The sequence below is a fragment of the Streptomyces sp. NPDC034049 genome (genome assembly GCF_055575575.1).
Genome location: NZ_JBVISJ010000007.1, coordinates 442,591 through 466,349, shown reverse-complemented (window position 1 = coordinate 466,349; position 23,759 = coordinate 442,591). Strand labels below are relative to the sequence as shown.

Here is a 23,759-nt window from a genome sequence, read left to right as displayed (position 1 = left end):
CGGAGTGTGAGGACCCGGAGTCAGACGGCCCGGAGTATGAGCGCCACCTCGTCGATCTCGGCGTCACGGGCCAGGGCGAAGCCCCGGTCGTGGCCGGTGACGACGAAGCCGCACTTCTCCAGGACGCGGATCGAGCCGGTGTTGTCGGCGGCCGCGTGGGCGTACAGAGGCCGGGTGGGGACGAGGCCGAGCAGGGCGGTGAGGGCGGCGGTGGCGATGCCCCGGCCCCACTGGGCGCGGTCGATCCAGTAGGTGACCTCGCGTTCGTCCGGTGGCCCGTAGACCGCGACGGTGCCGACGACCTCGCCGTCGGCGACCACCGTGCGGTTCAGCACCCCGGGATCGGCACGGATCTTCGCCCAGTGGGCGTCGAAGAGGGCGCGGTCGCGGTGGTACGCCCCGGTGAACGCGGCGATCCGCTGTGCCTCGGGGTCGGACGCGTGCCGCCAGAGGAACGGCAGGTCGCCGTCACGGACTTCGCGGAGGGAGACCACGGCGGCCGTCATACCGTCTCACCCGCAGGCTCGCGCAGCGGCCAGGTCGCGTCCACGACCGCTTCCGGGTTGCCCTTGCGGCGGAGGAACGCCTGGAAGTCGGTGGCCCACTCCGCGTACCACTCGATCTGGCGGCGGTGCAGCTCCGCCGGGCCGAGGGCGGCGACCTTCGGGTGGCGCTGGGCTATCGCACGGGCGAGCCGGGCGGCGGCCAGGGCGTCGGCGGAGGCGTCGTGCGCGGCGTCCAGCGGAACTCCGTACTCCCCGCAGACCGCTTCGAGGTTGCGTTTGCCCCGGCGGTAGCGGTCGACGGAGCGGTCGATCGTGTACGGGTCGATGACGGGTGCCGGATCGAGGCCGCCGAGCCGGTCCCGCAGGGACGGCAGGGCGTGCCGGCGCAGCTCGGCGGAGAGCAGGGACAGATCGAAGGCCGCGTTGTACGCCACGACCGGGACGCCCGTCTTCCAGTAGGAGACGAGGACGTCGGCGATGGCGTCGGCGACCTGGTCGGCGGGTCTGCCCTCGGCCGTCGCACGGGCGTTGGTGATGCCGTGCACCGCCACCGCCTCCTCCGGGATCTCCATGCCCGGGTCGGCGAGCCATTCCCGGTGTCCGACCGGCTCCCCGTCCCTGACCTCGATCACCGCGCCCGTGACGATGCGCGCCTCGCCCGGGTCCGTCCCGGTGGTCTCCAGGTCGAAGCCGATCAGCAGCTGCCGGTGCCAACCCATGCTGGCCCCCCTTCTTGGTGGTGCTTTCCCCCAGTGACCACCACCATCGCACGGGCCACTGACAATGCGAGGGCCGCATTCCGCTTCGCCGCGCGACGGGCCCGCCGGCATCGCGCCGGAGCCCGCTTCACGACACCGGTCGGGAGTCCGCCCACGCCACTTCGAACTCCTCGCGGTATGTATCGAAAAGGCCGACTTCGCCGTTCTCGTCCGCCTTGAGGACCCGGTTGCCGCCGCGCAGGACGAGCACCGGCGCCTCCATGCCCCGGGTGCGCCGCAGATAGGTCTGGACGACCGCGACCCCGTCCGAGCCGTCGCCGTCGACGAGGTACGCCGTGAAGCGCGGGGTCTCGTCGAAGACCTGGATCTCGAAGGCGCCCGGGTCGCGCAGCCGGGAGCGGACCCGGCGCATATGGAGGATGTTCATCTCCACCGCACGGCTCAACTCCCCTCGCTTTATGCCCAGTTCACGCTCCCGCCGCTTCACCGCACTGGAGGCGGGGTTGAGGAAGAGCAGCCGCACCCGGCAGCCGGACTCGGCGAGCCGCACCAGCCGCCGTCCGGAGAAGTTCTGCACGAGGAGGTTCAGGCCTATCCCGATGGCGTCGAGGCGGCGGGCACCGCCGAAGAGGTCCTCGGCGGGGAACTGCCGCAGCAGCCGCACCCGGTCGGGGTGGACGCCGACGACGTCCGCGTACCGGTCCCCCACCAGGTCCTCGACCGCGTCGACGGGCAGCCGGCGCGCGGAGGGCACGTCGCTGCCGGCGCCCAGGATCTCCAGCAGCTTCGCGGCGGCGCGCTCGGCCTGGGCGAGGACGGCCTCGGACAGGGCCCGGTTGCGGGAGACGACGTTACGGGTGACCTCCAGCTCGTCCAGCGCCAGTTCCACGTCGCGCCGCTCGTCGAGGTACGGCTCGAAGCAGGGCCAGTGCTGCACCATCAGCTCGCGGAGCTGCGGCAGGGTGAGGAAGCTCAGGGTGTTGTCGTCGGCGGGGTCGAGCAGATAGCCCTTGCGGCGGCTGACCTCGCGGACCGCGACGGCCCGCTGCACCCACTCCTGTCCGGCGGGCCCGGCGGCGGCGACCACCCAGTCGTCGCCGTGGACGGGCTCGTAGACGGGCCGCAGCACGGCGGCCACCACGGCGCGCAGCCGCTGTTCGACGAGGTTCAGCCAGATGTAGGCGCGGCCGGCCCGCTGGGCGCGCGTACGCACTTCGAGCCAGGCGTCGGCGTTCCAGTCCAGCTCCGGGCCTATGGAGCCCCGCTCCATGGGCCGCGCCAGGGACACCGCGCCGGGTGGGACATCCGTGGGGTCCCCCTCGTGACCCGTGTCGCCCGCGTCACCAGGAGGCAACTCCAGCCCTCCCGAGCCCACCCACGCACCGCCTTCCGCTCCCCCGAGCCGACCCCTACGCAACGATCAAGGAAGGGTACTCCGGTAGCGGATGACGATACAGCCGGATGGGCGGGTCGTTTCTCAACTACCGCACGTGACTTGCCCGTTCCGGGGCGCCACCGTGCGGGGAGTGAGCCGATTCATAACGATCGGGCCACCGCCAGGCCACAACGGTGGCCCTCGGGGCGTCACGAAGTGTCCATCGCTGGGCAGGAGGGACGTATGTCCTAGGAGGTTCCATCAGATTGAGGGAGACTCCCCCCGGAGTCGCCCCCAGCGGCGCGCGACAACTGGAAGAGTCGTATCCATGCAGGTCTGGCCTGGACAGGCGTATCCGCTCGGCGCCACGTACGACGGCGCCGGCACCAACTTCGCGGTCTTCTCGGAGGCCGCGGACCGAGTAGAGCTGTGTCTCCTGGACGACGACGGCTCCGAGACGGCGGTGGAACTGCGCGAGACGGACGCGTTCGTGCGGCACGCGTACCTGCCCGGCGTGATGCCGGGGCAACGGTACGGCTTCCGTGTGCACGGCCCGTACGCGCCGGAGCGGGGGCTGCGCTGCAACTCCGCGAAGCTGCTGCTCGACCCATACGCACGTGCCATCAGCGGCTCGGTCAGCTGGGGAGAGGAGGTGTACGGCTACCACTTCGAGGCGCCTGAGGAGCGCAACGACCTCGACTCGGCCCCGCACATGATGACCTCGGTCGTGGTCAACCCGTACTTCGACTGGGGCGACGACCGGCGGCCCCGCACCGAGTACCACCACACGGTGATCTACGAGGCCCATGTCAAGGGCCTCACCATGCGGCACCCGGGGCTGCCCGAGGAGCTGCGCGGCACCTACGCGGCGCTCGCCCATCCGGCGATCATCGAACACCTGACCGAACTGGGCGTCACGGCGCTGGAGCTGATGCCCGTACACCAGTTCGTGAACGACCACCGGCTGGCCGACATGGGCCTCAGCAACTACTGGGGCTACAACACCATCGGCTTCTTCGCCCCGCACAACGCCTACGCCTCCTGGGGCGACCGCGGTCAGCAGGTGCTGGAGTTCAAGTCGGCGGTCCGGGCGCTGCACGAGGCCGGGATCGAGGTCATCCTCGACGTCGTCTACAACCACACCGCCGAGGGCAACCACCTGGGCCCCACGCTCTCCTTCAAGGGGCTCGACAACCCGTCGTACTACCGGCTCACCGACGACCCGCGCTACTACATGGACACCACGGGCACGGGCAACTCCCTGCTCATGCGGTCCCCGCACGTCCTCCAGCTGATCATGGACTCGCTGCGGTACTGGGTCACCGAGATGCATGTCGACGGGTTCCGCTTCGACCTCGCCGCGACCCTGGCCCGGCAGTTCCACGAGGTGGACCGGCTGTCGTCGTTCTTCGACCTCGTCCAGCAGGACCCGGTGGTCTCCCAGGTGAAGCTGATCGCCGAGCCCTGGGACGTCGGCGAGGGCGGCTACCAGGTGGGGAACTTCCCGCCGCTGTGGACCGAGTGGAACGGCAAGTACCGGGACACCGTGCGGGACCTGTGGCGGGGCGAGCCGCGCACGCTCGCGGAGTTCGCCTCCCGGCTGACCGGCTCCTCCGACCTCTACCAGGACGACGGGCGGCGCCCGCTGGCCTCCATCAACTTCGTGACCTGCCACGACGGCTTCACCATGCGGGACCTCGTCTCCTACAACGAGAAGCACAACGCGGCCAACGGCGAGGACAACCGGGACGGCGAGAGCCACAACCGGTCCTGGAACTGCGGGGCCGAGGGCGAGACCGACGACCCCGGGGTGACGGCGCTGCGGGTCCGGCAGATGCGCAACCTCATCGCGACGCTGATGCTGTCGCAGGGCGTGCCGATGCTCAGCCACGGCGACGAGTTCGCCCGGACCCAGGGTGGCAACAACAACGCGTACTGCCAGGACAACGAGGTGTCCTGGGTGCCGTGGCCCTCCGGTGAGGACGAGGACGAGGGCGCTCCGTTCGGGGATCTGCTGGAGTTCACCCGGGCCATGGTGTGGCTCCGCAAGGATCACCCCGTCTTCCGCCGACGCCGCTTCTTCCACGGCCGGCCGGTGGAGGGGACGCACGACGAGCTGTCGGACATCGCGTGGTTCACACCCCAGGGTCAGGAGATGGGGCAGCGGGACTGGGACTCCTCGCAGGCGGGGGCGCTGAGCGTCTTCCTGAACGGCAACGCGATCTCCGAGCCGGGTCCGCGCGGCGAGCGGATCAGCGACGACTCGTTCCTGCTGATGGTGAACGCGTCGGCGGAGGAGCTGGAGTTCGTGGTGCCGGTGAACCACGGTCCGCAGTGGCAGATGGTGGTGGACACGGGGCGGGAGGACGCGGTGCCGGTGGACGGGGTGAAGGTGGCGGCCGGGGAGAGCGTGCGGTTGGTGGACCGGAGTCTGGTGGTGTTCCGGAGGCCGACGTAGATGTGGATCGCGGGGTTCGCCGTACGGGATGGCTGTTCGTCGCGGGGGGTGCAGGTCGTAGGCGGCTGGTCGCGCAGTTCCCCCGCAGTTCCCCGCGCCCCTAAAAACTCCGCGCCGTTGCGTGTCAGGGCGCTCCAAGTCCTGTGTGGCGGGTACGTAGGACCTCATGACCTCTGTCGTGCCTGCCGCCACCTATCGGGTTCAGCTCCAGCCGTCGTTCCCGTTCGCCGCCGCCTCGGCCGCCGTGCCCTACATCGCCGCGCTCGGCGTCTCCCACCTGCACCTGTCCCCCGTCCTCGAGGCCGTGCCGGGGTCGTCGCACGGGTACGACGTGGTCGATCACGGCCGGGTGCGGGAGGAACTCGGCGGTGAGGAGGGGCTGCGGGAGCTGGCCAGGACCGCGCGCGCCCACGGGCTCGGCCTCGTCCTGGACATCGTCCCCAACCACATGGCCATGGCGCCCCGGCACAACCGGGCGCTGTGGGAGGTGCTGCGGGAGGGGCCGGGATCGGCGTACGCGCCATGGTTCGACATCGACTGGGAGGCGCAGGGCGGCCGGGTGCTGCTGCCGGTGCTCGGCGGGCCGCTGGGCGCGGAGATCGAGCAGTTCGTCGTGGACGGGCGGGAGCTGCGGTACTACGACCACGCGTTCCCGCTGCGGGAGGGCACCGAGAAGCTGCCGTTGCCGCAGCTGCTGGACGCGCAGTGGTACCGGCCGGTGTGGTGGCGGCTGGCCCGTACGGAGTTGAACTACCGGCGGTTCTTCAGCATCTCGGAGCTGATCGGGGTGCGGGTCGAGGAGCCGGAGGTGTTCGAGGCGACCCATGCGAAGGTCCTCCAGCTGCTGGACGAGGGGGTCGTCGACGGGCTGCGGGTCGACCACCCCGACGGGCTCGCCGACCCCGACGCCTATCTGCGGCGGCTGCACGGGGCGACCGGGGGGCGGTGGACCGTCGTCGAGAAGATCCTGGCCGACGGCGAGGCGCTGCCCGGGGCGTGGCCGGTCGCGGGGACCACCGGCTACGACGCGCTGCGGCACGTCGACGGGCTGTTCACCGACCCGGCGGGAACGGGTGAGCTGCTGGAGCGGTATCGGAGGTTCACGGCCGCGCAGCCGGACCGGGGCGGGGAGTGGGACGCGACCGTGCGGCGGGCCGCGTACCGGGTCCTCACGCACGAGCTGGTCGCGGAGGTGGAACGGCTCACCCGGGTGGCGCACCGTTTGTGCGAGCGCTCCCCCGATCTCTCTCTGCGCGACCAAGCGCCGTGGGCGCTGCGCACCGCGCTGTGCGAGCTGCTCGCCCGGATGGAGGTCTACCGGCCGTACGCCTCCGAGGACGCCTCCCTCGTCGTCACCGAGGAGGCCGCGGCCGAGGCGCGCGCGCTGTTCGTGGTGCCGGAGGAGGCCCGGTCGGTGGACGCCGTACGGGATCTGGTGCTGGGCCGGAGCGACGAGCCGGACCATGTGGAGTTCCGGGCGCGGTTCGCGCAGACCTCCTCGGCGCTGCGGGCGAAGTCGGTGGAGGACACGGCGTTCTACCGCTATGTGCCGCTGCTGTCGGCGAACGAGGTGGGCGGCGATCCGGGGAGTCCGGCCGTGTCGCCGGAGGACTTCCACGCCTACTGTGCGCGCGTCCAGCGCGACTGGCCGGCCACGGGGACGGTGCTGTCGACCCATGACACCAAGCGCAGCGCGGACGTACGGGCGGCGATCGCGGTGCTCGCGCAGTGCCCGGAGCGCTGGGCCGACCTGCTGGCGGAGGTGACGCGGGACGGCGCGGGCGCGCCGGATCCGCAGCTGGCGTGGGCGGCCTGGCAGACGGCGTTCGGGCTCGGCCCGGCGGCCGAGGAGCGACTGCGGGGGGCCCTGCTGAAGCATGTGCGGGAGGCCGGGCTGCACACCTCCTGGACCGAGCAGGACCCGGCGTACGAGCGGGAGGTGGCGGACTTCGTCGCGCGGGGGCCGGCCGTGGACGCCCGGGTCGCCGCGCTGCGCGAGGAGCTGGCGCCCCATGTGCGGGCGAACGCGCTCGGCGCGGCCCTGGTGCAGCTGACGATGCCGGGGGTGCCGGACGTGTACCAGGGGACGGAGGCGGAGTACCGGGCCCTGGTGGACCCGGACAACCGCCGGGCGTTCGCCCCGCACGAGGACGGTGCGGAGAAGTTCCGGCTGACCGAGGCGGCGCTGCGGCTGCGCGGGCGGCGGCCGGAGGTCTTCGGGAGCGCGGCGACGTACGCGCCGCTGGCGGCCGAGGGGGTGGGCGCCGGGCACTGTGTGGCCTTCACCCGCTCCGGCGAGGTGGTCACGGCGGTGACCCGGTTGTCGCTGCGGCTGGCGCGGGAAGGGGGCTGGGGCGACACCCGGCTGCCGCTGCCCGAGGGGCGCTGGGCCGAAGTGCTGGGCGGGGAGCGGGAGTTCACGGGCGAGGTGCGGCTGGCGGACCTCTTCGGGACCCTGCCGGTCGCGCTGCTGGAGCGGGTCGGCACGTGACCCGCGCCCTCGGACCGGGAGGGCGGCGGGAGCGGCGGCGGGGAACGGCTCGGCCCCGTGCCGGGAGCGCGGTGGGGAGCGACCGGTGTCGTACCGAACGACGGTGAATGCGACCGGGCGCCCCTGGGAGCCGCCCCTTCGGCGCGAGGACACTGGGTACGTCCCCCGCCCGGCCCGGCCGGGCGTGCGGACCGACGGTGCCAGGCGGACGGGACGGGGGTGGGTCTGCTGTCGGAGCTCGGTTATCCCACGGTGGCCGAACTGGAGTCGGCCGCGAGAACCCTGACGACTCGTCGGCCGGGGCTGTGCGCGCTGCGGAACATCGGCTTCTCCCGCGCCGGCCGCCCGCTGCGGCTGCTGTCGGTGGGGCACGCGAGTCACGCCGTCCTGGTCGTCGCGGGTGCCCACGCCAATGAGCCGACCGGTGGCTCCACGGTGCTCGCTCTGGCCGAACGGGTCGCGCGGGAGCGGCGGTTGCGGTCCGACGTGTCCTGGCACTTCGTGCTCTGCGCGGACCCGGACGGGGCGAGTCTGCACACCACTCCCCTGCCGCGCACGCTCCTCGACTACCACCTCGGGTTCTTCCGGCCGGCCGGCCCCGAGCAGCCGGAGTGGTCGCCGTCCGTGCTGCCGCCGGACCGGCTGCCGCCCGAGACGCACGCCCTGCTGGGGGTACTGGACGAACTGCGGCCCTATCTCCAGGTGACCCTGCACGGCACCGATCTGGGCGGCAGCTGGGTGCAGTTGACGAAGGACGTGCCGGGGCTCGCCGAGCCGTTCGCCAAGTCCGCGGCCGAGTTGGGCATACCGGTGGAGCGAGGCGCGTCCGACGCCGCGGGTTGGCCCGTCTCCGGGCCCGGGGTGTTCGTGATGCCGCGGCCGGGCGGTCTCCCGGCGTACCCGAGCCTGCCGGACGACGCCCGGCACAGCACCTGGTACCACGCCCACCGGTACGGCGGTCTGACGGCGGTCGTCGAGGTGCCGATGTGGGCGAGCGACCTGGTGGACGACACCGCCCCGCACCCGGCCCCGGCGGCGGCGCTGCGGCACCTGGCCCGGCGGCTCGTGACGGACGCGGGCCGGGTGGAGCGGGTCCTCACCGAGGCGCTGCCCCGGCTGCCGGGCCCCGAGGGACCGCTGCTGCGGGCGGCCCGGTGGGCGCTGGCGCTGGTGCCGGGGCTGGCCCGGGACTGGCAGGACGGGCCACCGCCGGATCTGTCGACGGCGTACGTGGGGAGTGTGGACGCGTTCGGGCGGCGGCTGCCGCTGCGGGCGGCGGCGATGCTGCTGCGGGTGCTGAGGGAGGCCGACGACCCGGGGGCGCCCCTCCTGGAGGAGTGGGTCACGGAGTGGTGCGAGTCCTTCGCCGACCGGTTCCGTGCGCGGTGGGTGCCGGTGGGCGACCAGGTCGAGCACCAGGTTCGTACGGTGTTGGCGGCGGCGGCGCATGCGCGGGGGAATGCGGGGACCTGAGGGCGCCGGGCGTGACCGTCAGTCCACGAGGGCGAACACCGCCCCCGTTCGCGCCGCCATCACGCACGCGTTGGCGAAGGTCTGTTCGTAGGCGACCTGGCGGCCGCCCCACTGGCCCTCCGCAGTGGCCCGTACGGGGGCGTAGATCTCGGTGCAGATGGCGTTCCGGTGGGGGATGCGGGCGATGTCGCCGTCGCTGCGGCGGAGTTCCGCGCAGGCCTGGGTGGCACGGCCGTGGCCCTGGGGCGGATCGCAGAGGAGGAGGGTGCCGCGGGTGTCGGAGGAACGGGCGTCGCCCCGGGTGAGGGTGACGTAGAGCCAGTCGCTCTGGACGGTGGTCGTCCGGTCGGGGGCCGAGGCGCCGAGAGTGAGGAGGGCGAGGGCGGCGAGCAGGCAGCCGCGTACGGCGTGGGCGGGGTTCGTCATTCCCGGTGCATCGGCACGGCGGGCTCGGAACTCCATCCCTGCTCACCCGAATGGGAGTCCGCACGGGTGTCCGCGCGGCTGTCCGTACAGGGCGCCTGCGGGGCGGGCGTCGGCAGCTGCCGGCGCCCGGCCGCCAGTTCGAACGCGGCGAGGACGACGCGGGCCTGGTATTCGGCCTGGCGGGCGACGGGGATCCAGCGGGCGCCGTAACCGTCGCGGTAGTCGGCGCACCATTCGTCGATCAGCCGGTCCAGCTGGGGCAGCGCGCCCGCCGGGTCGTGCCCGGCACGGGTCACCAGCTGGTGCAGCAGTCCGGCGGTACGCAGGGCGACCCGGCGGCCGGAGATGGCGAGGGTGGTGAGCCGGGCGGTGTCGAGCGGGGGCAGCGGCCGGGCGGCGCTGTCGTGGACGTCGGGGTCCCAGGAGTCGGCGAGGCCCGGCCCGACCAGGACGTAGTCGTCGACCGGGGCGAGCAGCCGGGCCGCGTCCGGGGCGCCGTCGACCGAGGGCCGGACGCGGGCGAGGAGGTCCTCCAGGAGCCGGGTGTCATGGCGCAGGGCACGGCTGACGGTGCGCAGCACGGCGTCGGCCTCGGGTGCCGGAGAGGCGTCCTCGACGGCGGTCACGCCCCACATGGGCGCCTCGACGACGGCGGTGACCGTGCCGTGGCGGTGCGGGTGGAACCAGGTGGACTCGACGGCCGCCTCGGTGATGGCGGCGGCCAGGTCGCCCCGGCGCGGCGGCGGGATGCGGTAGACGGCGGGGCCGAGGCAGGGCCAGTACAGCGTGTCGTACGGCTTCAGTTCGCGCGGGATGCCGAGGCGGGCGGCGACAAGGGCGACGCGCTCGGCGAGGCCCGGCAGGTCCCGGGTCAGTTCGACGAAGCCGCCGCCGACGTCGACACCGTGCAGCGAGCACTGGAAGAAGGGCCGCAGTTCGTCCTGGAGGTCGAGCAGGGCGCGGGTCTCCGGCAGCGCGGCGCCGGCCGCGCCGTCGGGCAGCCACTCGGGCTGTTCCAGGAACCCGGGGCGGAAGAAGTGCCGGAAGTGGTGGCCGAGGGTGTACGGGCCGCGCAGCCAGCCCTCGTTGCGGCGGGAGCCGTCGGGGTCGAGGCTCAGCAGCAGGTTCCAGGTGGTGTCGGCGGCCTCACTCAACCGGGGATCGGCCAGGGTCCGTTCGGCGAGCCTGAGGACGGTGGCGCCGCCCACGGGCTCGTTGGCGTGCGGGCCGGCGACGATCAGGGTGTGCCGGCTGCCGTGTCCGACGGAGAGCAACCACATCGGTGTGCCCGCCCGTGAGGTGCCCACGCGGCGCAGTCGGGCGCGGCGCGGATGCCGGGCGACGAGGGCGGCCGCGCGGGCGGACAACTCGTCCACGGTCGGGTAGCGGAGGAGTGGCGGCAGGGCACACCTCCACGAATGTGGTGTCGTCGGTTCACCTGGTGTGCATGGTGTAAGCACAGTCAGTCATGGCCGAGAACGTACGTCAACACCCCGGAACGGAAGGAAAGTTGACAAACTCGCAGGGTAAATCCCAGGCCAGAGCTTTGCCGCGGGGACGGTCACAAGGTCACTGCGAGGAGAGACGGAACACCATGCGGCCGAAACTCACCTGATCGCCGTCGCGGACGACGGCCGCGCCGATCACCCGACGGCCGTTGACGGTGGTGCCGTTGGTGGAGCCGAGGTCACGCAGGATCCACAGGCCGCCCTGCCGGCTCAGCTCCGCGTGCACCCGGGAGACCGTCTCGTGGCTGAGCCTGAGCCCGTTCGCCGGGTCGCGGCCTATGCGCAGGGCGTGGCCGCCCGCCGGGTGCGGCAGCTGGAGCTTGGGGAGCCGCTCGGCCTGCCAGGCCCGGCGCAGCTTCACACCGAAACCGGAGACCGCCCCGACGGTGCCGAGCACCAGCCGGGACCAGCGGTTCTCGGCGGGCAGGTCGGCGGTGAGCGCGGCGAGTTCGTCGGAGCGGCGGGCGGTGAGCGCCAGCTCCATCCGCCGGATGAACGTGTCGTGCGACAGGCGGCCCAGCGCAACGCCGTCACGGAGCACCCTCAGCGCGCGGTCGCGCTCCGCGTCCGACAGCCGCGCGGGGTAGGTGTGGAACTCGAAGGACGACGTCACGCTGGTGATTGTCGGTCAGCGAGGCGGGAGGTGTCCAGACAACCCGTAAACGGTGACCATCCGCGGACATGCGGTCGGACACGCGCTCGGACACGCGGCGGGGTGCTGCGACTCGCGCGGCAAAAGCACCGATACGAGCGCGCGCCGATCTCGTTTGCCGCACGATGGACGGGCAACCCCCTGACTACCCAGGACCACGACCGGCAGCCGAGGGAGAACCGTTCCGTGCAGTTCGAGGTGTGGGCACCGCAGGCCGACCGACTGACCCTCCACCGAGCGGGCGCCACGCACGCCATGGAACGCGACCCGGGGCGGCCGGGCTGGTGGACCACCGAGGCGGAGGCCGAGGACGGCACCCGGTACGGCTTCGCCGTCGACGACGGCCCGGTGCGCCCCGACCCGCGTTCGCGCCGGCAGCCGGACGGCCCCGACGGGCTGAGCGCGGTCGTCGACCACGGGCGGTACACCTGGCGTGCCGAGTGGGCCGGACGCGGACTGCCGGGCGCGGTCCTGTACGAGCTGCACGTCGGCACGTACACCCCCGAGGGCACCCTGGACGCGGCGGCCGCACGCCTCGGTCACCTCGTCGAACTGGGCGTCACCCACGTCGAGTTGATGCCGCTGTGCCCCTTCCCCGGGACGCACGGCTGGGGTTACGAGGGCGTCTCGCTGTGGGCCGTCCACGAACCGTACGGCGGTCCCGAGGCTCTGAAGCGCTTCGTGGACGCGGCACACGGCCTGGGCCTCGGGGTGGTCCTCGACGTCGTGCACAACCATCTGGGCCCCTCCGGCAACTACCTGCCCGTCTTCGGGCCGTACTTCACCGAGCGGCACCACACGCCGTGGGGCGCGGCGGTCAATCTGGACGCGCCCGGCTCGGACGACGTGCGGGCCTACTTCCTGCAGAGCGCGCTCGCCTGGCTGCGCGACTACCGGCTGGACGGGCTGCGGCTGGACGCGGTCCACGCGCTCAGGGACACCCGCGCCCTGCACTTCCTGGAGGAGTTGTCGGCGGCGGTGGACGCGCTCGCCGAGGAGGTGCGCCGGCCGCTGTTCCTGATCGCCGAGTCGGACCTCAACGACCCGCGCCTCGTCACCCCCCGCGCGCAGGGCGGACTGGGTCTGCACGCCCAGTGGAACGACGACTTCCACCACGCCCTGCACACCACGCTGACCGGTGAGTCCCAGGGCTACTACGCGGACTTCGCGCAGGCCGGTCCGGCGGGCCTGGCGAAGACCCTGACGGGCGGCTTCTTCCACGACGGCACGTACTCGTCCTTCCGGGAGCGCCGCCACGGCCGCCCCCTGGACCGTACGAGCGTCTCCGCGCACCGGCTGCTGGGGTACACCCAGACCCACGACCAGATCGGCAACCGCGCCCAGGGCGACCGTCTCGCGGCGACCCTCTCCCCCGGTCTGCTGGCCTGCGCGGCGGCGCTCGTCCTCACCGGCCCGTTCACGCCCATGCTCTTCATGGGCGAGGAGTGGGCCGCGTCCACGCCCTGGCAGTTCTTCACCGACCACACCGATCCGGAACTCGCGGAGGCCGTACGGCGGGGCCGGCGCCGGGAGTTCGCGGAGCACGGCTGGGCCGAGGAGGACGTCCCCGACCCGCAGGACCCGGCGACCCGCGACCGCTCCTGCCTCGACTGGTCCGAACCCGGACGCGAGCCCCACGCCCGCGTCCTGTCCTGGTACCGCGCCCTCATCGCCCTGCGCCACTCGCTCCCCGATCTCTCCGACCCCGACCTCTCCGACGTCAAGGTCGCCTTCGACGAGGAGACCCGCTGGTTCGGCTTCCGCCGGGGCGACGTCCTCGTGGCCCTGAACCTGGGCAAGAAGACGGCGACCGTCCCCCTGGGCGTGCCGCACGCCCGGGTACTGGCGTCCTGGGATCCGGTGCAGCCACCGGAAGCCGACGGAGTACTGACCCTCCCCGGGGAGTCGTGCGCGGTCCTGGCAGACGCGTGACCGGCCTGCGCGCCACCGGACGGGCCGCAGGCCCTCCGGTGAGCGGCGCGCGGACGCTGCGATCCGCCGATGGGCCGCAGGCCCTGAAGGGGCGCGGGGAACTGCGCGATCGGCCCCATGCGGCCCGCAGTCGCCGCACAACAGTCACCCCCGACCCCTTGGGCGCCCCACACCGGCCCGCGCCCTCCTCAATTCCTCAATCCTCACCCCGCAGATCCGTCACCCGCTCCAGCAGAATCGGCTCCCAGGTCCGCCGCAGACGGTCACGGAGAACCGGCAGCGGCACGGCCCCCCGCCCCCGCAGACCCTCGGCGAGGCGGACGACCGTGTCGCACCGGGCCAACCACAGACCCCGCAGACAGGGACGGGCCCCGTACCCGGCCAGCGTCGCGGCGCGGACGGCGGCCGGTGACCCGACGGCCGCGGCGAGCCCGGCGATGTCCTCGGCCGGATCACCGACGGCCGCGTCGCCCCACCCGAGCACTCCCCGGACCCGACCGTCCGCGCTGACGACGAGGTGGTCCCCGGTCAGCCCGCCGTGGACCAGCACGGCCGCCGGCCCCAGCAACTGCGCCGCCGTCGCCGACGTCAGCTGCCCGAGCCGCGCCGCGTCGAACTCGTCGGCCGCCGCGAGATCCCGCGCGGCCCGTGCCGCCGCCGCGCGCAGCGCCTCCAGCGGGCGCGGCGCCAGCCGCGGCACCCCGAGCGGTTCGGCCTGCCGCGGCGGCACCTCGCGCAGCCCCGTGAGGAGCGCCGCCAGGTCGGCCTCGCCCACGGCGGACACCTCGTGCTCCTCGGCCGTACCCCCGGCCAGCCGTGTGTCGAGCGTGTACGTGAGCCCGCCGGACCACTCCCCGTGCGCGACGCTCACCGGGACGGCGACGCCGATGTGCGGACGGACCAGGTCCCGCAGCCGCAGTTCGCGTCGTTGCCGTCCGACGCCGTGCCGGTCGGTCGCGAGGCGCAGCACATGGCGGGTGCCGACCCACCAGGTGCCGTGCGTGTCGTCCCCGGCGACGGGCCGCACATCGGGGCCGCCGCCGCCCTTGCCGCCGGGCCTGCCCTCCCCGTTCTTCAGCAGGGAACGGACCAGCCGGCGGACGCTGTCCGCGGTGGGTGTCGGTGCCTGGGTCATGGTCGCGCCGTCGTCCGGTTCGGGAGATCTGGGGAGCGGGAGAGCGAGAGATCGCGGTCGGTCGGTCGGTCGGTCGTTCGTTCAGTCAGTCAGTCAGTCAGTCAGTCAGTCGACTATGGCCATCTCCCGTGGGGTGTTGTTGAGCCGCCGGCCGCCGCCCTCCGTCACCGTCACGATGTCCTCGATGCGGACCCCGAAACGGCCCGGCAGATAGACGCCGGGCTCGACCGAGAAGCACATGCCGGCCACCAGGGGCTGTTCCTCCCCTTCGATCATGTACGGCGGCTCGTGGGTGGTGACACCGATACCGTGCCCGGTGCGGTGGATGAACCGGTCGCCGTACCCGGCCTCGCTGATGACCGCGCGGGCGGCCCGGTCGACGTCCTGGCAGGCCGCGCCGGGCCGTACGGCGCGGAACCCCGCCTCCTGAGCGGCCCGTACGAGGTCGTGCACCTCGCGCTCCTCGGCGGCCGGTTCGCCGACGTGGACCGTACGCGAGGTGTCGGAGCCGTAGCCGTCCTTGAGTCCGCCGAAGTCGAGGACGACCATGTCGCCGTGCCCGATGACCCGGTCGCCGGCCTCGTGGTGCGGGTTGGCGCCGTTCGGGCCCGAGGCGACGATCGTGAAGTCCACCTGGGAGTGCCCGAACCGCCGCAGCAGATCGGCGAGATCGGCGGCGACGTCGGCCTCGCGGCGCCCGGCGAAGGGCACCTGCCGGATCTCCTCGTACGCCCGGTCGGCCGCCGCGCCCGCCGCCGCCATCCGCTCCAGCTCGGCCGCGTCCTTCACGGCCCGGAGCATGGGGAGTGTCTCGGAGAGCGCCACGTACACCGTGTCCGGCAGCCGACGCCGCAGGCCCAGCAGGTGCAGCGCCCAGGTGTTGTCGCTGACGCCGAAGCGGCCGCGGGGGCCGAGGACGGAGACGGCCGCCTCGTAGGGGTCCTTGCCGTCGGTCCAGTCGCGCAGGGTCAGGGCGGGGCCGCCGGGCGCCTCGGCGGCGTCGGGGGCCTCCAGGGCGGGCACCACCAGCACCGGATCCGCACCGTCGCGCAGCACCAGCATCGTCAGCCGCTCGGTCCCGGGCGGCCGGTACCCCGTCAGCCACACCAGGTCCGGGCCGGGGGCGACCAGCAGCCCGTCGAGCCCGGCGTCCGCCGCGGCCCGCGCCGCGCGCCGCATCCGGGCCCGGTAGTCGTCGGTGGTGAAGGCGGCGGGCGTGCCGGTCATCCATGCCTCCGTGTGCTCGGAGCTGCCTGGGGCTACGGGCAGCATCCTGCCCCTCCGCCGCAGCGCACGCGAGCCGATTGGCACGTGGCGTCAACTGTCGTGCGGCCCGCGCCGCCTCACTCGCCTGGACGCCCTGACTAATGCTTGCAGGTTGCTTCTCCATTAGAACTAATGCTTGGATTCGAGTGTTCCATTAAGGCACCGCTCCGAAGGAGGCGTACGACGATGCTCGTACTCGCGCACATCAGTGATCTGCATCTGGACGGCAGCGACCGGGCCACCCGGCGGGCCGAGCGCGTACGGGACCTGCTGTGGGGGCTGCCGGGACCGGTGGACGCGCTGCTGGTGACCGGGGACATCGCGGACCACGGCACGGAGGCCGAGTACGAGGAGGCGGCCCGGCTGCTGGGGCTGCGCGGGGGCGAGGCCCCCTTCCCGGTGCTGACCTGCCCGGGCAACCACGACAGCCGGGCGCCCTACCGCAAGGCGCTCCTCGGGGAGCCGCCCGCCGACGGGCCGGTCAACAGCGTGCACGTCTTCGCGGACGCGGCCGTGCTGATGTGCGACTCCAGCATCCCGGAGCAGGACGAGGGTGAACTGGACGCGCAGACGTACGCCTGGATCGAGGAGACCCTGGACGGGATCGACGGCGACCGGCCCGTCCTGCTCGCCTTCCACCACCCGCCGGTGACACTGCACCATCCGCTGCCGGACGCGTACCGGCTGGGCCAGCCCGCGAAGCTCGGCCGACTGCTGGAGCGCCGGCCGGAGATCGCGGGCGTCATCACCGGACACGCCCACACCCCGGCCGCGACCACCTTCGCCGGGCGTCCGCTGGTCGTCGGCCCCGGGGTCACCTGGACGCTGCGGCTGCCCTGGGAGGGCGACGCGGTCGCGGATCGCGAGGCCCCGCCCGGACTCGCGTTCCACGTCCTGGACGACGAGGGGCGGCTGACCAGCCATTTCAGGGTGGCCGTATAGAAGTTTGACGAAGGGGCGACGAAGGGCGGCGGGGGTTCCTCAGGTGACGACGCCCGGTACGGCGACCAGGTACCGCCGGGCGCCGTTCGCGTGCCGCACGAGGAGTTTCAGGGCCACCCCGGGGCGGGCGGCGGTGACGGCCCGCGCGAGGTCGGAGGCCGAGCCGGTGCGGGTGCCGCCCAGGGCGAGGACCGTGTCGCCGCGGACCAGACCCGCCGCGTGACCGGGGCCGGGGACATGGACACCGACGACGAGCGCGCCGCCGCCGGCCCCGCCGCCCCCACCGCCGGCACCCGCGTCCGGAACCGCGGGGGCGTCGACGGCCTCGACGCCGAGGGTGGGGCGGGTGGGCGCGCCGATGGCCGAGGCCGCCGAACCGCCCTCCCCCTGGCCCGACTTGGGGACGCCGTCGCGCGCCGCCCGGCCGTCGGCGTCCGGGCGGGCGGAGGCACCTGGCCGGGCGGAGGAATTCGGCCGGCCCGGCGCACCCGACCCACCCGGCTCACCCTGCGCGCCGGGCGCATTCGACGCCCGCTCCCGCAGTTCCGCGAGCCTGCTCATGCCGATCACCGTGGCGCCCATCGTGCCCAGCCCGACGCCCGACAGGACGAGGGCCGTACAGGTGGCCAGGGCGAGCAGCAGGGTGAGCAGTCGCTGCCGGGCACGGCGCGGCGCGGCGTGCGGGCGTCGGGTGGGGCCGGTCGGTCGGTCGCCGCCGGACTCCCCGCCCGGCATGGGCTTGGGCCGCAACGCGGTCTGTTCCATGGTGTCGCCACCTCCGGCCGGAGACCTACCCGGGGCACCACGGCCCGACGAGCCACGAAAGAGTGAGACTGACGCCCCGTCACATCGTCCGTTCAGAGCGACTGCGGGTCGGTCAGTTCCCGCAGCAGCGCCGCCGCGGCCCCGCCCGGCGCCCCGCCGTGGACGATCTCCGTACGGTGCACGAGGCGGGGCGCGACCAGGGGGACGGCGACCGCGCCGGGGACGTCGGCGGCGAAGCCGCGCGGCAGCACGGTCAGTCCGTGTCCGGCGGCGGCGAGGGTGGTGAGAGTACGCAGGTCGGTGCCCTCGTAGCGCAGGGCGGTACGGACACCGCCGGTGCCGCTCGCGGTGCGGAGCCGGTCCAGCGGGAGGCCCGCGCCGGGGGCGTCGAGCCAGCGGGCGTCGACGAGGTCGGTGAGGCGGAGGCCGGGGCGGCGCGCGAAGGGGTGGTCGGCGGGGAGCAGGACGCAGACGGGTTCCTCGCCGACACCCCGGGTGGTCAGGGGTGCCACGTCGGGGAGCCGGAGGGGGTCGCTGGGGGCGGCGAGCCCGTCGACCAGGCCGAGGTCGGCGGCGCCGGTGGCGACGGCCGCCGGGATCTCGTCGCGGGCGAGGGTCCGCAGGGTCACCCCGGCCGCGGGCAGCGCGGCGACGACCCGGGGGCCGAGTGCCGTCGGGGTCACCGCCAGCGTCAGCCCGTGCTCGGGCGCGGACGCGATCCGTACGACATCGGCGCGGGCCGCCTCCAGACGCAGCAGCAGCGGCCCGGCGTGTTCGAGGAGCCGCTCGCCCGCCGCGGTGGGCAGGACGGGGCGCCGGGTCAGCAACGGGGCGCCGAGGTCCTGCTCCAGCGCCGCGATGTGCTGGGACACCGCGGACTGGGTGTAGCCCAGCTCGCGCGCGGCCTCGGAGAAGGAGGCGAGGCGGGCCACGGTGACGTACGTACGCAGCAGATGCGGATCCATGGCGGACAGGATCGCCCACCGGTCCATCAGCGACGCTTATCGGGGGTGCAGGAATCATCGTTGGACGTGAAGTCGGGGCCGCGCCCAGGATGAGGGACATGACGAACAACGCGGCGCAGTCCGCCTCTTCCCGCACGACCCCGTCCGCCCCGTCCGCCCGGCCCGCGCGGCTGGCCGTCGTCGGCGACCGGTCACCCGACGTCGTCTCGCACAGCCGGATCCCGCTCCTCCTCGACGCGCTCGCCGGGCACGACCGGCTGGTCCTCGACGCGTACTGGATCCCCTCCGAGGAAGCCGCGGCCGACGCGGCGGCCGTACGGGGGTTCGACGCGGTGTGGGTGGTGCCGGGCAGCCCGTACCGCAGCGAGGCCGGGGTGCTCTCCGCGATCCGGACCGCGCGGGAGGAGGGCATCCCGTTCCTGGGCACGTGCGGGGGCTTCCAGCACACGCTGCTGGAGTACGCCCGGCACGTGTGCGGGCTCACCCGGGTCGCGCACGCCGAGAACGAGCCGGGCGCCGAGGACTTCCTGATCGAGCCGCTCGCGTGCTCCCTGGTCGGGCACGAGGGGACGGTCGTCATCGAACCCGGCTCGCTCGCGCAGTCCGTGATGAACGCCGAGCGGTCGGTCGAGCGGTACTTCTGCGCGTACGGTCCGACCCGTCATCTCGACACCCTGCGCGCACACGGTCTGCGGTTCTCCGGGCACGACGAGGACGGGCACGTCCGGATCGCCGAACTGCCGGGCCATCCCTTCTTCCTTGCGACGCTCTTCCAGCCGGAACTGGCCGGTGACGGCAGCCGCCCGCACCCGATCGTGCGCGCGTTCGCCCGTGCCGCGGTGGAACAGGCGACCCGGGCGACGGCGCGTCAGCCGGTGTGAAGGGGCCGTCCTCGGCTCAGCCCGTGTGCGCCGGGGCGAAGGACAGCACCGGTGGCCGGTCCGGGAGGAAGCCGTGGGCCCGGCGGGCGAGGAACTCGGGCTTGTAGCGGTCGACCTGGCGGTGCCAGTTGAGGATGCCGGCCAGCCAGTTCCGCAGGTCGGCCACATAGCCGTCCATGACGGTGCGCGCCTCCCGCGACAGCGCGAAGTCGTCGTAGACGACGGGGAGTTCATGGGCGACGACATGCTCGAACTGCTGCATCCGCTGGGTCATCAGGTCATGGATCACCCCGAGCGCGGTCGGGTAGTCGCAGCCGAAGAAGTTCTGCACGACGAGGATCCCGTTGTGCACCTCGCCCTCGTACTCGATCTCCTTCTGGTACGAGAAGACGTCGTTGACGAGGCACGCGTAGTCGATCGCCGCGTTCTCCAGGGAGCGGACGGGGCCGCAGCGGTAGACCTCGGGCGGGATCCGCGCGCCGTGGCCCCGCCGGCACATGCTCAGGGTGAGGTCGGAGCCGAAGGTGGCGCGGCGCATCTCCAGGTAGTCGACGGGGTCGGGGACCCGGTGCTGGATCTGGTTGAACACCTCCCACACCCAGCTCTCCGTCATCTTGTCGACGGACGCCTTCAGACCGCGCCGCTCGTCGGGGGTCATCCCGGCCGTCGTCCGCGCCCAGAGGTCGATGAGGCCCCGTTCCATGCCGTTGACCGGGACGGGGACCGGCTCCCCCTCGACGGGCATGCAGTCGGAGAGCCGGGCGGTGGTCAGGCGTGCGGCGGCCAGGTCGCGGCGGTGGCCGAAGACCAGGGGGTAGTAGTCGTCGCCGTAGGTGCCCCAGGCCAACCACTGGGAGCTGAGGTCGAGTTGCTCGGCGGTCGCGTCCGGGTCGATGCCTGCGGAGCAGAGCGGCAGGTCGGCGGCGGCGAGCCGCTCCTCGTCCCAGACGCCCTCGCCCAGCATGCCCATGGCGTGCATCCAGGGGACGAGGCGGGCGCGGGCACCGTCCAGATGGGGGCACAGTTCCACCGCGAACGGCATGTGGAAGTCGGGCAGTCGGGACGGTCCGACCTTCTCGTACGGCACGTGCGCGTGGGCGCGCAGGCGCTGCGCGGCGGCGGTCGCGAGCAGGGCCCCCACGTCGGCGGCGGAGGTGCCGAAGCCGGGCCGGGCGAGCAGGGCGGGGCCGGAGAGGACCGCGCCGCCGAGGTCGAGCGGGCCGCGTGCGGAGGCGGCGCCCTCGTTCATGTACCGGCTGGACCGCATGTGCCACTCGTGGCCGCCGGACTGCCAGTCCTGGAGACCCTTCGTGTAGGCGGCCACGGCGGCGACCTCGGCCGGGGTGAGGCCCTTCTCCAGGGCCAGTGCGGGGACTTCGGTGAGCGCGGTGTTCTCGAACTGGTGGAGCCGGGAGGTCAGGATGTCGTTGACGGTGTCGGCGGCCTGCTGGGTGCCGCAGCCGAAGAAGGTCTCCAGGACGAGGACGCCGTTGCTGTTCTCGCCCTCGTCCTCGACCTCCCGCTGGTACGAGAACAGGTCGTTGCGCAGATGGACGGCGTCGGAGAACGTCTCCATCAGGACCCTGAGCGGCCTCGACCCCGCGACGGCGGCCGGGACCTCGGCGGTCGCGTACTCGACGAGCCCGGCCGACCAGGGCGCGCCGCCGACCTTGCGGCGCATCTCGATGTACTCGACCGGGTTGGCGATCCGGCCCTCGTTGATGTTGGACAGCTCCCACATCGACTCGTTGAGCAGGTGCTCGGTGGCGACGGCGAAGCGGCGGCGCCAGTCCATCGACATCGACGGCACCGTCCGCGCCCAGAGGTCGGCGAGGCCCGCCTCCACGGGGTTGCGCGGCTCCGGTACGGGGGCCGCGAGGTCCAGCGGCATGAAGAGCGGGAGCCGGTCGAGGTGGGCCTTGCCGCCGGGGCGGTCCTGGGTGCGCTTGTAGAGCTCCAGGAAGTGATCGTCGAAGAAGAAGACCCACACGTACCAGTCGGTGATGAGCGAGAGCGCCGGACCGTCGCAGTCGGGGTGGGTGTACGCGCACAGCAGACCGTAGTCGTGCGCGTCCAGGTCCGCCTGCTCCCACACACCGGAACCCTCCAGCATGCCCATCTCCCGGGCCCACGTGGAGGAATGGGTGCGGGCCTCTTCGAGGTGGGGGTTCAGCCGTGCGGGATACGGCAGGTAGAAGTGCGGGAGTTCGAACGGCTGCGTCATGGGCGTGGCCCTACCCGTGGCCTCGGGCCGGCATCCGGATGGACGCACATGATCACACCATCGCGTGAATGTGGGTGGGTTATGCGCCCCCGCCGCTCGCGCGGTTCCCCGCTCCCCCAGGGGTCGGTCGTCCGTCAGGTTCCGAGTTGGATCAGGGCCCTCGTTCCGCTGGTGCGCCAGTGGTGGCCCTCGGACTCGGTGAGGGTGGTCTCCGCCTCGGGGGTCAGGCCCGTGATGACGTCCGACTTCAGGGTGCGCAGGGCGGCCACGGGGCCGGGGAAGTGGGACGTGACCTCGGTGAAGGGGGTGGTGGGGGGCCAGCGGCGGTCGCCCACCAGACGGCGGTAGTTGAGGTCGCCCTTCATCAGGGTCAGGTCGGCGGCGGCGAAGTCCGCGCGGAGGTCGGCGGGCATGTCCGCGTAGGGCAACGGGGCGCAGGAGAAGGGGTGGGTGCGCAGGATCAGGCGGCCTTCGGCGAGGGCGGTGTGGAGGCGGTGGCCCGCGTCGGTCTTCGCCGCGACCAGGTGGCGTACCGCGTCGAGGGTGTCGGCGGTCGTGGCGTCGGAGACGAAGTACGGGTACGGCTTGAGGTGCAGGACCGCGCGGTCGAAGTGGCCGTGGGCGAGGAGGTGGTCGACGAGGAGCAGGTCGGGGATCAGTTCGCGGCCCGCGTTGTCGGCCACCAGGCAGAGCGTTCGGCCGGAGGCGCCGTCGGCCGGGCCGGGTGCCGTGCCCGTCAGCAGGGTGAGCAGCGCCTCGCTGTCGTCGGCGACCAGCGGGGAGTCGACCGATGTCTCCTCGGTGCTCTGGAGGCGGAAGCCGAGGTCCGCCCGGTTGCCCCAGAGGGAGCCGTGGAGGAGGGCGCTGAGCTGTTCGGGCAGGGGGCGCTCCGACAGGGGGCCGAGCGCGGTGAGTTCGGCGGCGGCCTCCGGGGTGTCCAGTTCGGCGAGCTTGAAGGGGCGGAACGGGTCGACTCCCTGCCAGGGCCCGGGGTCGAAGTAGCCGACGGCGCACAGGAGTTGGCGGTAGAAGCAGCTCTCGGCGGCCAGGAACGGGAGGGAGAACCAGGAGCGGCCGGCGTAGCGGCGGGCGTCCCAGGTGTCCCACCAGTCGTCGTCGGCCGGTGGCGCGACCGTGCCGTGGAGGGTGTCGTTCAGCAACTCGTCCAGCGCGCGGCGCTGTTCGGGACCGTACGGGGTGGCGTCCTGGACCTTGCGGACGAGGGCGGGGTGCCGTTCGGCGAGGACGCTGTGCGGGAAGGAGGCCGGGTCGTCGCCGCGGATCACGGGGGCCGTGTCAGGCATGACGGGAGGCTCCTCCCGGGGCGGCGGGACCGGCCGGCGGCGGCGAGGGGAGGTCCGTCTTCCGCAGCCGTTCGTCGAGTTGCTCGCCGAAGCCGGCCTCGGTCCAGACGTACTTCTTGAACTGGTCCGTCGTCAGCGGGCCGGGCCACGGGCTGCCGGTGGGGTAGAACACGGACTCGCAGGACGCGCAGAAGTGGGCGGGGTTCCAGAGGGCCTCGGCGCGGGGGCGGCCCGCCGTGACGGTGGCGCGCTCGCGGGCCTCGCCGCGGATCACCCAGAGGGTGCCGACGAAGAGGAGGACGGCGAGGAGGCCGCCGCCGACCGTGAAGAGCGGTTTGTCGTTCTGGAGGCCGTGCTGGGCGAGGCCCGCGCAGACGAAGGCCATGACCATGCCTTCCAGGAAGTGCAGGAAGCTGTCGAACCTCGACTCCACGCCCGGGGCCTTCGCCAGCCGGTCGGAGAGGCCCGATCCCGGGGAGTCGGGGGCGGCGCAGGCATCGGGCACCGTACGCACCGCCGGCCCCGAGGCCCCGCAGCGGGGGCACACCGCCATGACCGGGGCCGCACCGAACTCCCCGGCCGGCGCCTCGTACGGCGCCCCGGCCGGCGCCTCGTAGGGTCCCCCGGTCGGCGTCACACGTGGTTCGAACTTCTCTGTCGCCATGCGCATACGCTAACGCCCGGCGTGCATGGGCCGACGGCCGACCGATGCCCGCTCGCATCGGTCGGCCGCCGGC

Annotated in this window: 19 protein-coding genes; 6 read left to right on the top strand and 13 right to left on the bottom strand. The window is 73.3% G+C overall.

Translation table 11 applies throughout. The features are described from left to right. Nucleotides 1–20 precede the first annotated feature (20 nt). The 3 genes from ACZ52C_RS23015 to ACZ52C_RS23005 form a co-directional block, all read right to left on the bottom strand. On the bottom strand, nucleotides 21–506 hold the full coding sequence (locus tag ACZ52C_RS23015) for a GNAT family N-acetyltransferase (protein ID WP_469076482.1): 486 nt from the start codon (nucleotides 504–506) through the stop codon (nucleotides 21–23). Beyond that, complete coding sequence (locus ACZ52C_RS23010; protein ID WP_060882926.1) at nucleotides 503–1,225, bottom strand: 3'-5' exonuclease; 723 nt, start codon at nucleotides 1,223–1,225, stop codon at nucleotides 503–505. Before ACZ52C_RS23010 ends, ACZ52C_RS23015 begins: the two co-directional genes overlap by 4 nt. 127 nt (nucleotides 1,226–1,352) lie before the next feature. After that, nucleotides 1,353–2,600, bottom strand: coding sequence for an SAV2148 family HEPN domain-containing protein (locus ACZ52C_RS23005; RefSeq protein ID WP_469076481.1), 1,248 nt, complete (start codon nucleotides 2,598–2,600; stop codon nucleotides 1,353–1,355). A gap of 328 nt (nucleotides 2,601–2,928) precedes the next feature. On the opposite strand from ACZ52C_RS23005, the gene glgX reads away from it, so the two are divergent. From glgX to ACZ52C_RS22990, 3 genes are all read left to right on the top strand, one after another. After that, nucleotides 2,929–5,058: a glycogen debranching protein GlgX gene (glgX, locus tag ACZ52C_RS23000; protein WP_469076480.1), complete on the top strand. Its 2,130-nt coding sequence runs from the start codon at nucleotides 2,929–2,931 to the stop codon at nucleotides 5,056–5,058. Nucleotides 5,059–5,224: 166 nt separating this feature from the next. Then, nucleotides 5,225–7,549 carry a malto-oligosyltrehalose synthase gene (gene treY, locus ACZ52C_RS22995; protein ID WP_469076479.1) on the top strand — a complete coding sequence of 775 codons (2,325 nt, stop codon included), beginning with the start codon at nucleotides 5,225–5,227 and terminating at the stop codon, nucleotides 7,547–7,549. A 219-nt stretch (nucleotides 7,550–7,768) separates the two neighbouring features. After that, complete coding sequence (locus tag ACZ52C_RS22990; protein ID WP_469076478.1) at nucleotides 7,769–9,022, top strand: M14 family zinc carboxypeptidase; 1,254 nt, start codon at nucleotides 7,769–7,771, stop codon at nucleotides 9,020–9,022. Nucleotides 9,023–9,040: 18 nt separating this feature from the next. On the opposite strand, the gene ACZ52C_RS22985 is transcribed toward ACZ52C_RS22990, so the two are convergent. The 3 genes from ACZ52C_RS22985 to ACZ52C_RS22975 form a co-directional block, all read right to left on the bottom strand. Then, nucleotides 9,041–9,448 (bottom strand): SSI family serine proteinase inhibitor, encoded by a 408-nt coding sequence (locus tag ACZ52C_RS22985; RefSeq protein WP_469076477.1) that lies wholly within the window; start codon nucleotides 9,446–9,448, stop codon nucleotides 9,041–9,043. After that, nucleotides 9,445–10,824, bottom strand: coding sequence for a M14 family zinc carboxypeptidase (locus ACZ52C_RS22980; RefSeq protein ID WP_469076476.1), 1,380 nt, complete (start codon nucleotides 10,822–10,824; stop codon nucleotides 9,445–9,447). Before ACZ52C_RS22980 ends, ACZ52C_RS22985 begins: the two co-directional genes overlap by 4 nt. Before the next feature lie 193 nt (nucleotides 10,825–11,017). Beyond that, nucleotides 11,018–11,569: a DUF1707 and FHA domain-containing protein gene (locus ACZ52C_RS22975; protein ID WP_319101020.1), complete on the bottom strand. Its 552-nt coding sequence runs from the start codon at nucleotides 11,567–11,569 to the stop codon at nucleotides 11,018–11,020. A gap of 225 nt (nucleotides 11,570–11,794) precedes the next feature. On the opposite strand from ACZ52C_RS22975, the gene treZ reads away from it, so the two are divergent. Beyond that, nucleotides 11,795–13,540, top strand: coding sequence for a malto-oligosyltrehalose trehalohydrolase (gene treZ / locus ACZ52C_RS22970; RefSeq protein ID WP_469076475.1), 1,746 nt, complete (start codon nucleotides 11,795–11,797; stop codon nucleotides 13,538–13,540). A 196-nt stretch (nucleotides 13,541–13,736) separates the two neighbouring features. Here treZ and ACZ52C_RS22965 read toward each other — a convergent pair whose 3' ends face one another. After that, the gene (locus tag ACZ52C_RS22965; RefSeq protein WP_469076474.1) at nucleotides 13,737–14,675 is read right to left on the bottom strand and encodes an aminoglycoside phosphotransferase family protein; all 939 of its coding nucleotides are present in this window, start codon (nucleotides 14,673–14,675) and stop codon (nucleotides 13,737–13,739) included. Between the two features lie 105 nt (nucleotides 14,676–14,780). Beyond that, the gene (locus ACZ52C_RS22960; protein WP_469076473.1) at nucleotides 14,781–15,902 is read right to left on the bottom strand and encodes a M24 family metallopeptidase; all 1,122 of its coding nucleotides are present in this window, start codon (nucleotides 15,900–15,902) and stop codon (nucleotides 14,781–14,783) included. A 225-nt stretch (nucleotides 15,903–16,127) separates the two neighbouring features. Between ACZ52C_RS22960 and ACZ52C_RS22955 the strand changes: the two genes are divergently transcribed. Further along, nucleotides 16,128–16,883 (top strand): phosphodiesterase, encoded by a 756-nt coding sequence (locus tag ACZ52C_RS22955; protein WP_469076472.1) that lies wholly within the window; start codon nucleotides 16,128–16,130, stop codon nucleotides 16,881–16,883. A 39-nt stretch (nucleotides 16,884–16,922) separates the two neighbouring features. Here the strand turns inward: ACZ52C_RS22955 and ACZ52C_RS22950 are convergent, their stop codons facing one another. Continuing rightward, a complete protein-coding gene (locus ACZ52C_RS22950) occupies nucleotides 16,923–17,648 on the bottom strand; it encodes a PDZ domain-containing protein (protein WP_469076471.1) in 726 nt (241 codons plus the stop codon). A 92-nt stretch (nucleotides 17,649–17,740) separates the two neighbouring features. Further along, complete coding sequence (locus ACZ52C_RS22945) at nucleotides 17,741–18,613, bottom strand: LysR family transcriptional regulator (protein ID WP_469076512.1); 873 nt, start codon at nucleotides 18,611–18,613, stop codon at nucleotides 17,741–17,743. A gap of 98 nt (nucleotides 18,614–18,711) precedes the next feature. Between ACZ52C_RS22945 and ACZ52C_RS22940 the strand changes: the two genes are divergently transcribed. After that, the gene (locus ACZ52C_RS22940) at nucleotides 18,712–19,494 is read left to right on the top strand and encodes a CTP synthase C-terminal region-related (seleno)protein (protein ID WP_086804184.1); all 783 of its coding nucleotides are present in this window, start codon (nucleotides 18,712–18,714) and stop codon (nucleotides 19,492–19,494) included. 16 nt (nucleotides 19,495–19,510) lie between these two features. Here ACZ52C_RS22940 and cyc2 read toward each other — a convergent pair whose 3' ends face one another. The 3 genes from cyc2 to ACZ52C_RS22925 form a co-directional block, all read right to left on the bottom strand. Beyond that, on the bottom strand, nucleotides 19,511–21,718 hold the full coding sequence (cyc2, locus tag ACZ52C_RS22935) for a germacradienol/geosmin synthase Cyc2 (RefSeq protein ID WP_086804183.1): 2,208 nt from the start codon (nucleotides 21,716–21,718) through the stop codon (nucleotides 19,511–19,513). 134 nt (nucleotides 21,719–21,852) lie between these two features. Then, entirely contained in the window at nucleotides 21,853–23,022 is a 1,170-nt protein-coding gene (locus ACZ52C_RS22930) for a damage-control phosphatase ARMT1 family protein (protein ID WP_469076470.1), read from the bottom strand. After that, nucleotides 23,015–23,686, bottom strand: coding sequence for a hypothetical protein (locus ACZ52C_RS22925; RefSeq protein ID WP_469076469.1), 672 nt, complete (start codon nucleotides 23,684–23,686; stop codon nucleotides 23,015–23,017). The genes ACZ52C_RS22930 and ACZ52C_RS22925 overlap by 8 nt, the downstream gene beginning before the upstream one ends. Nucleotides 23,687–23,759: the final 73 nt, after the last annotated feature.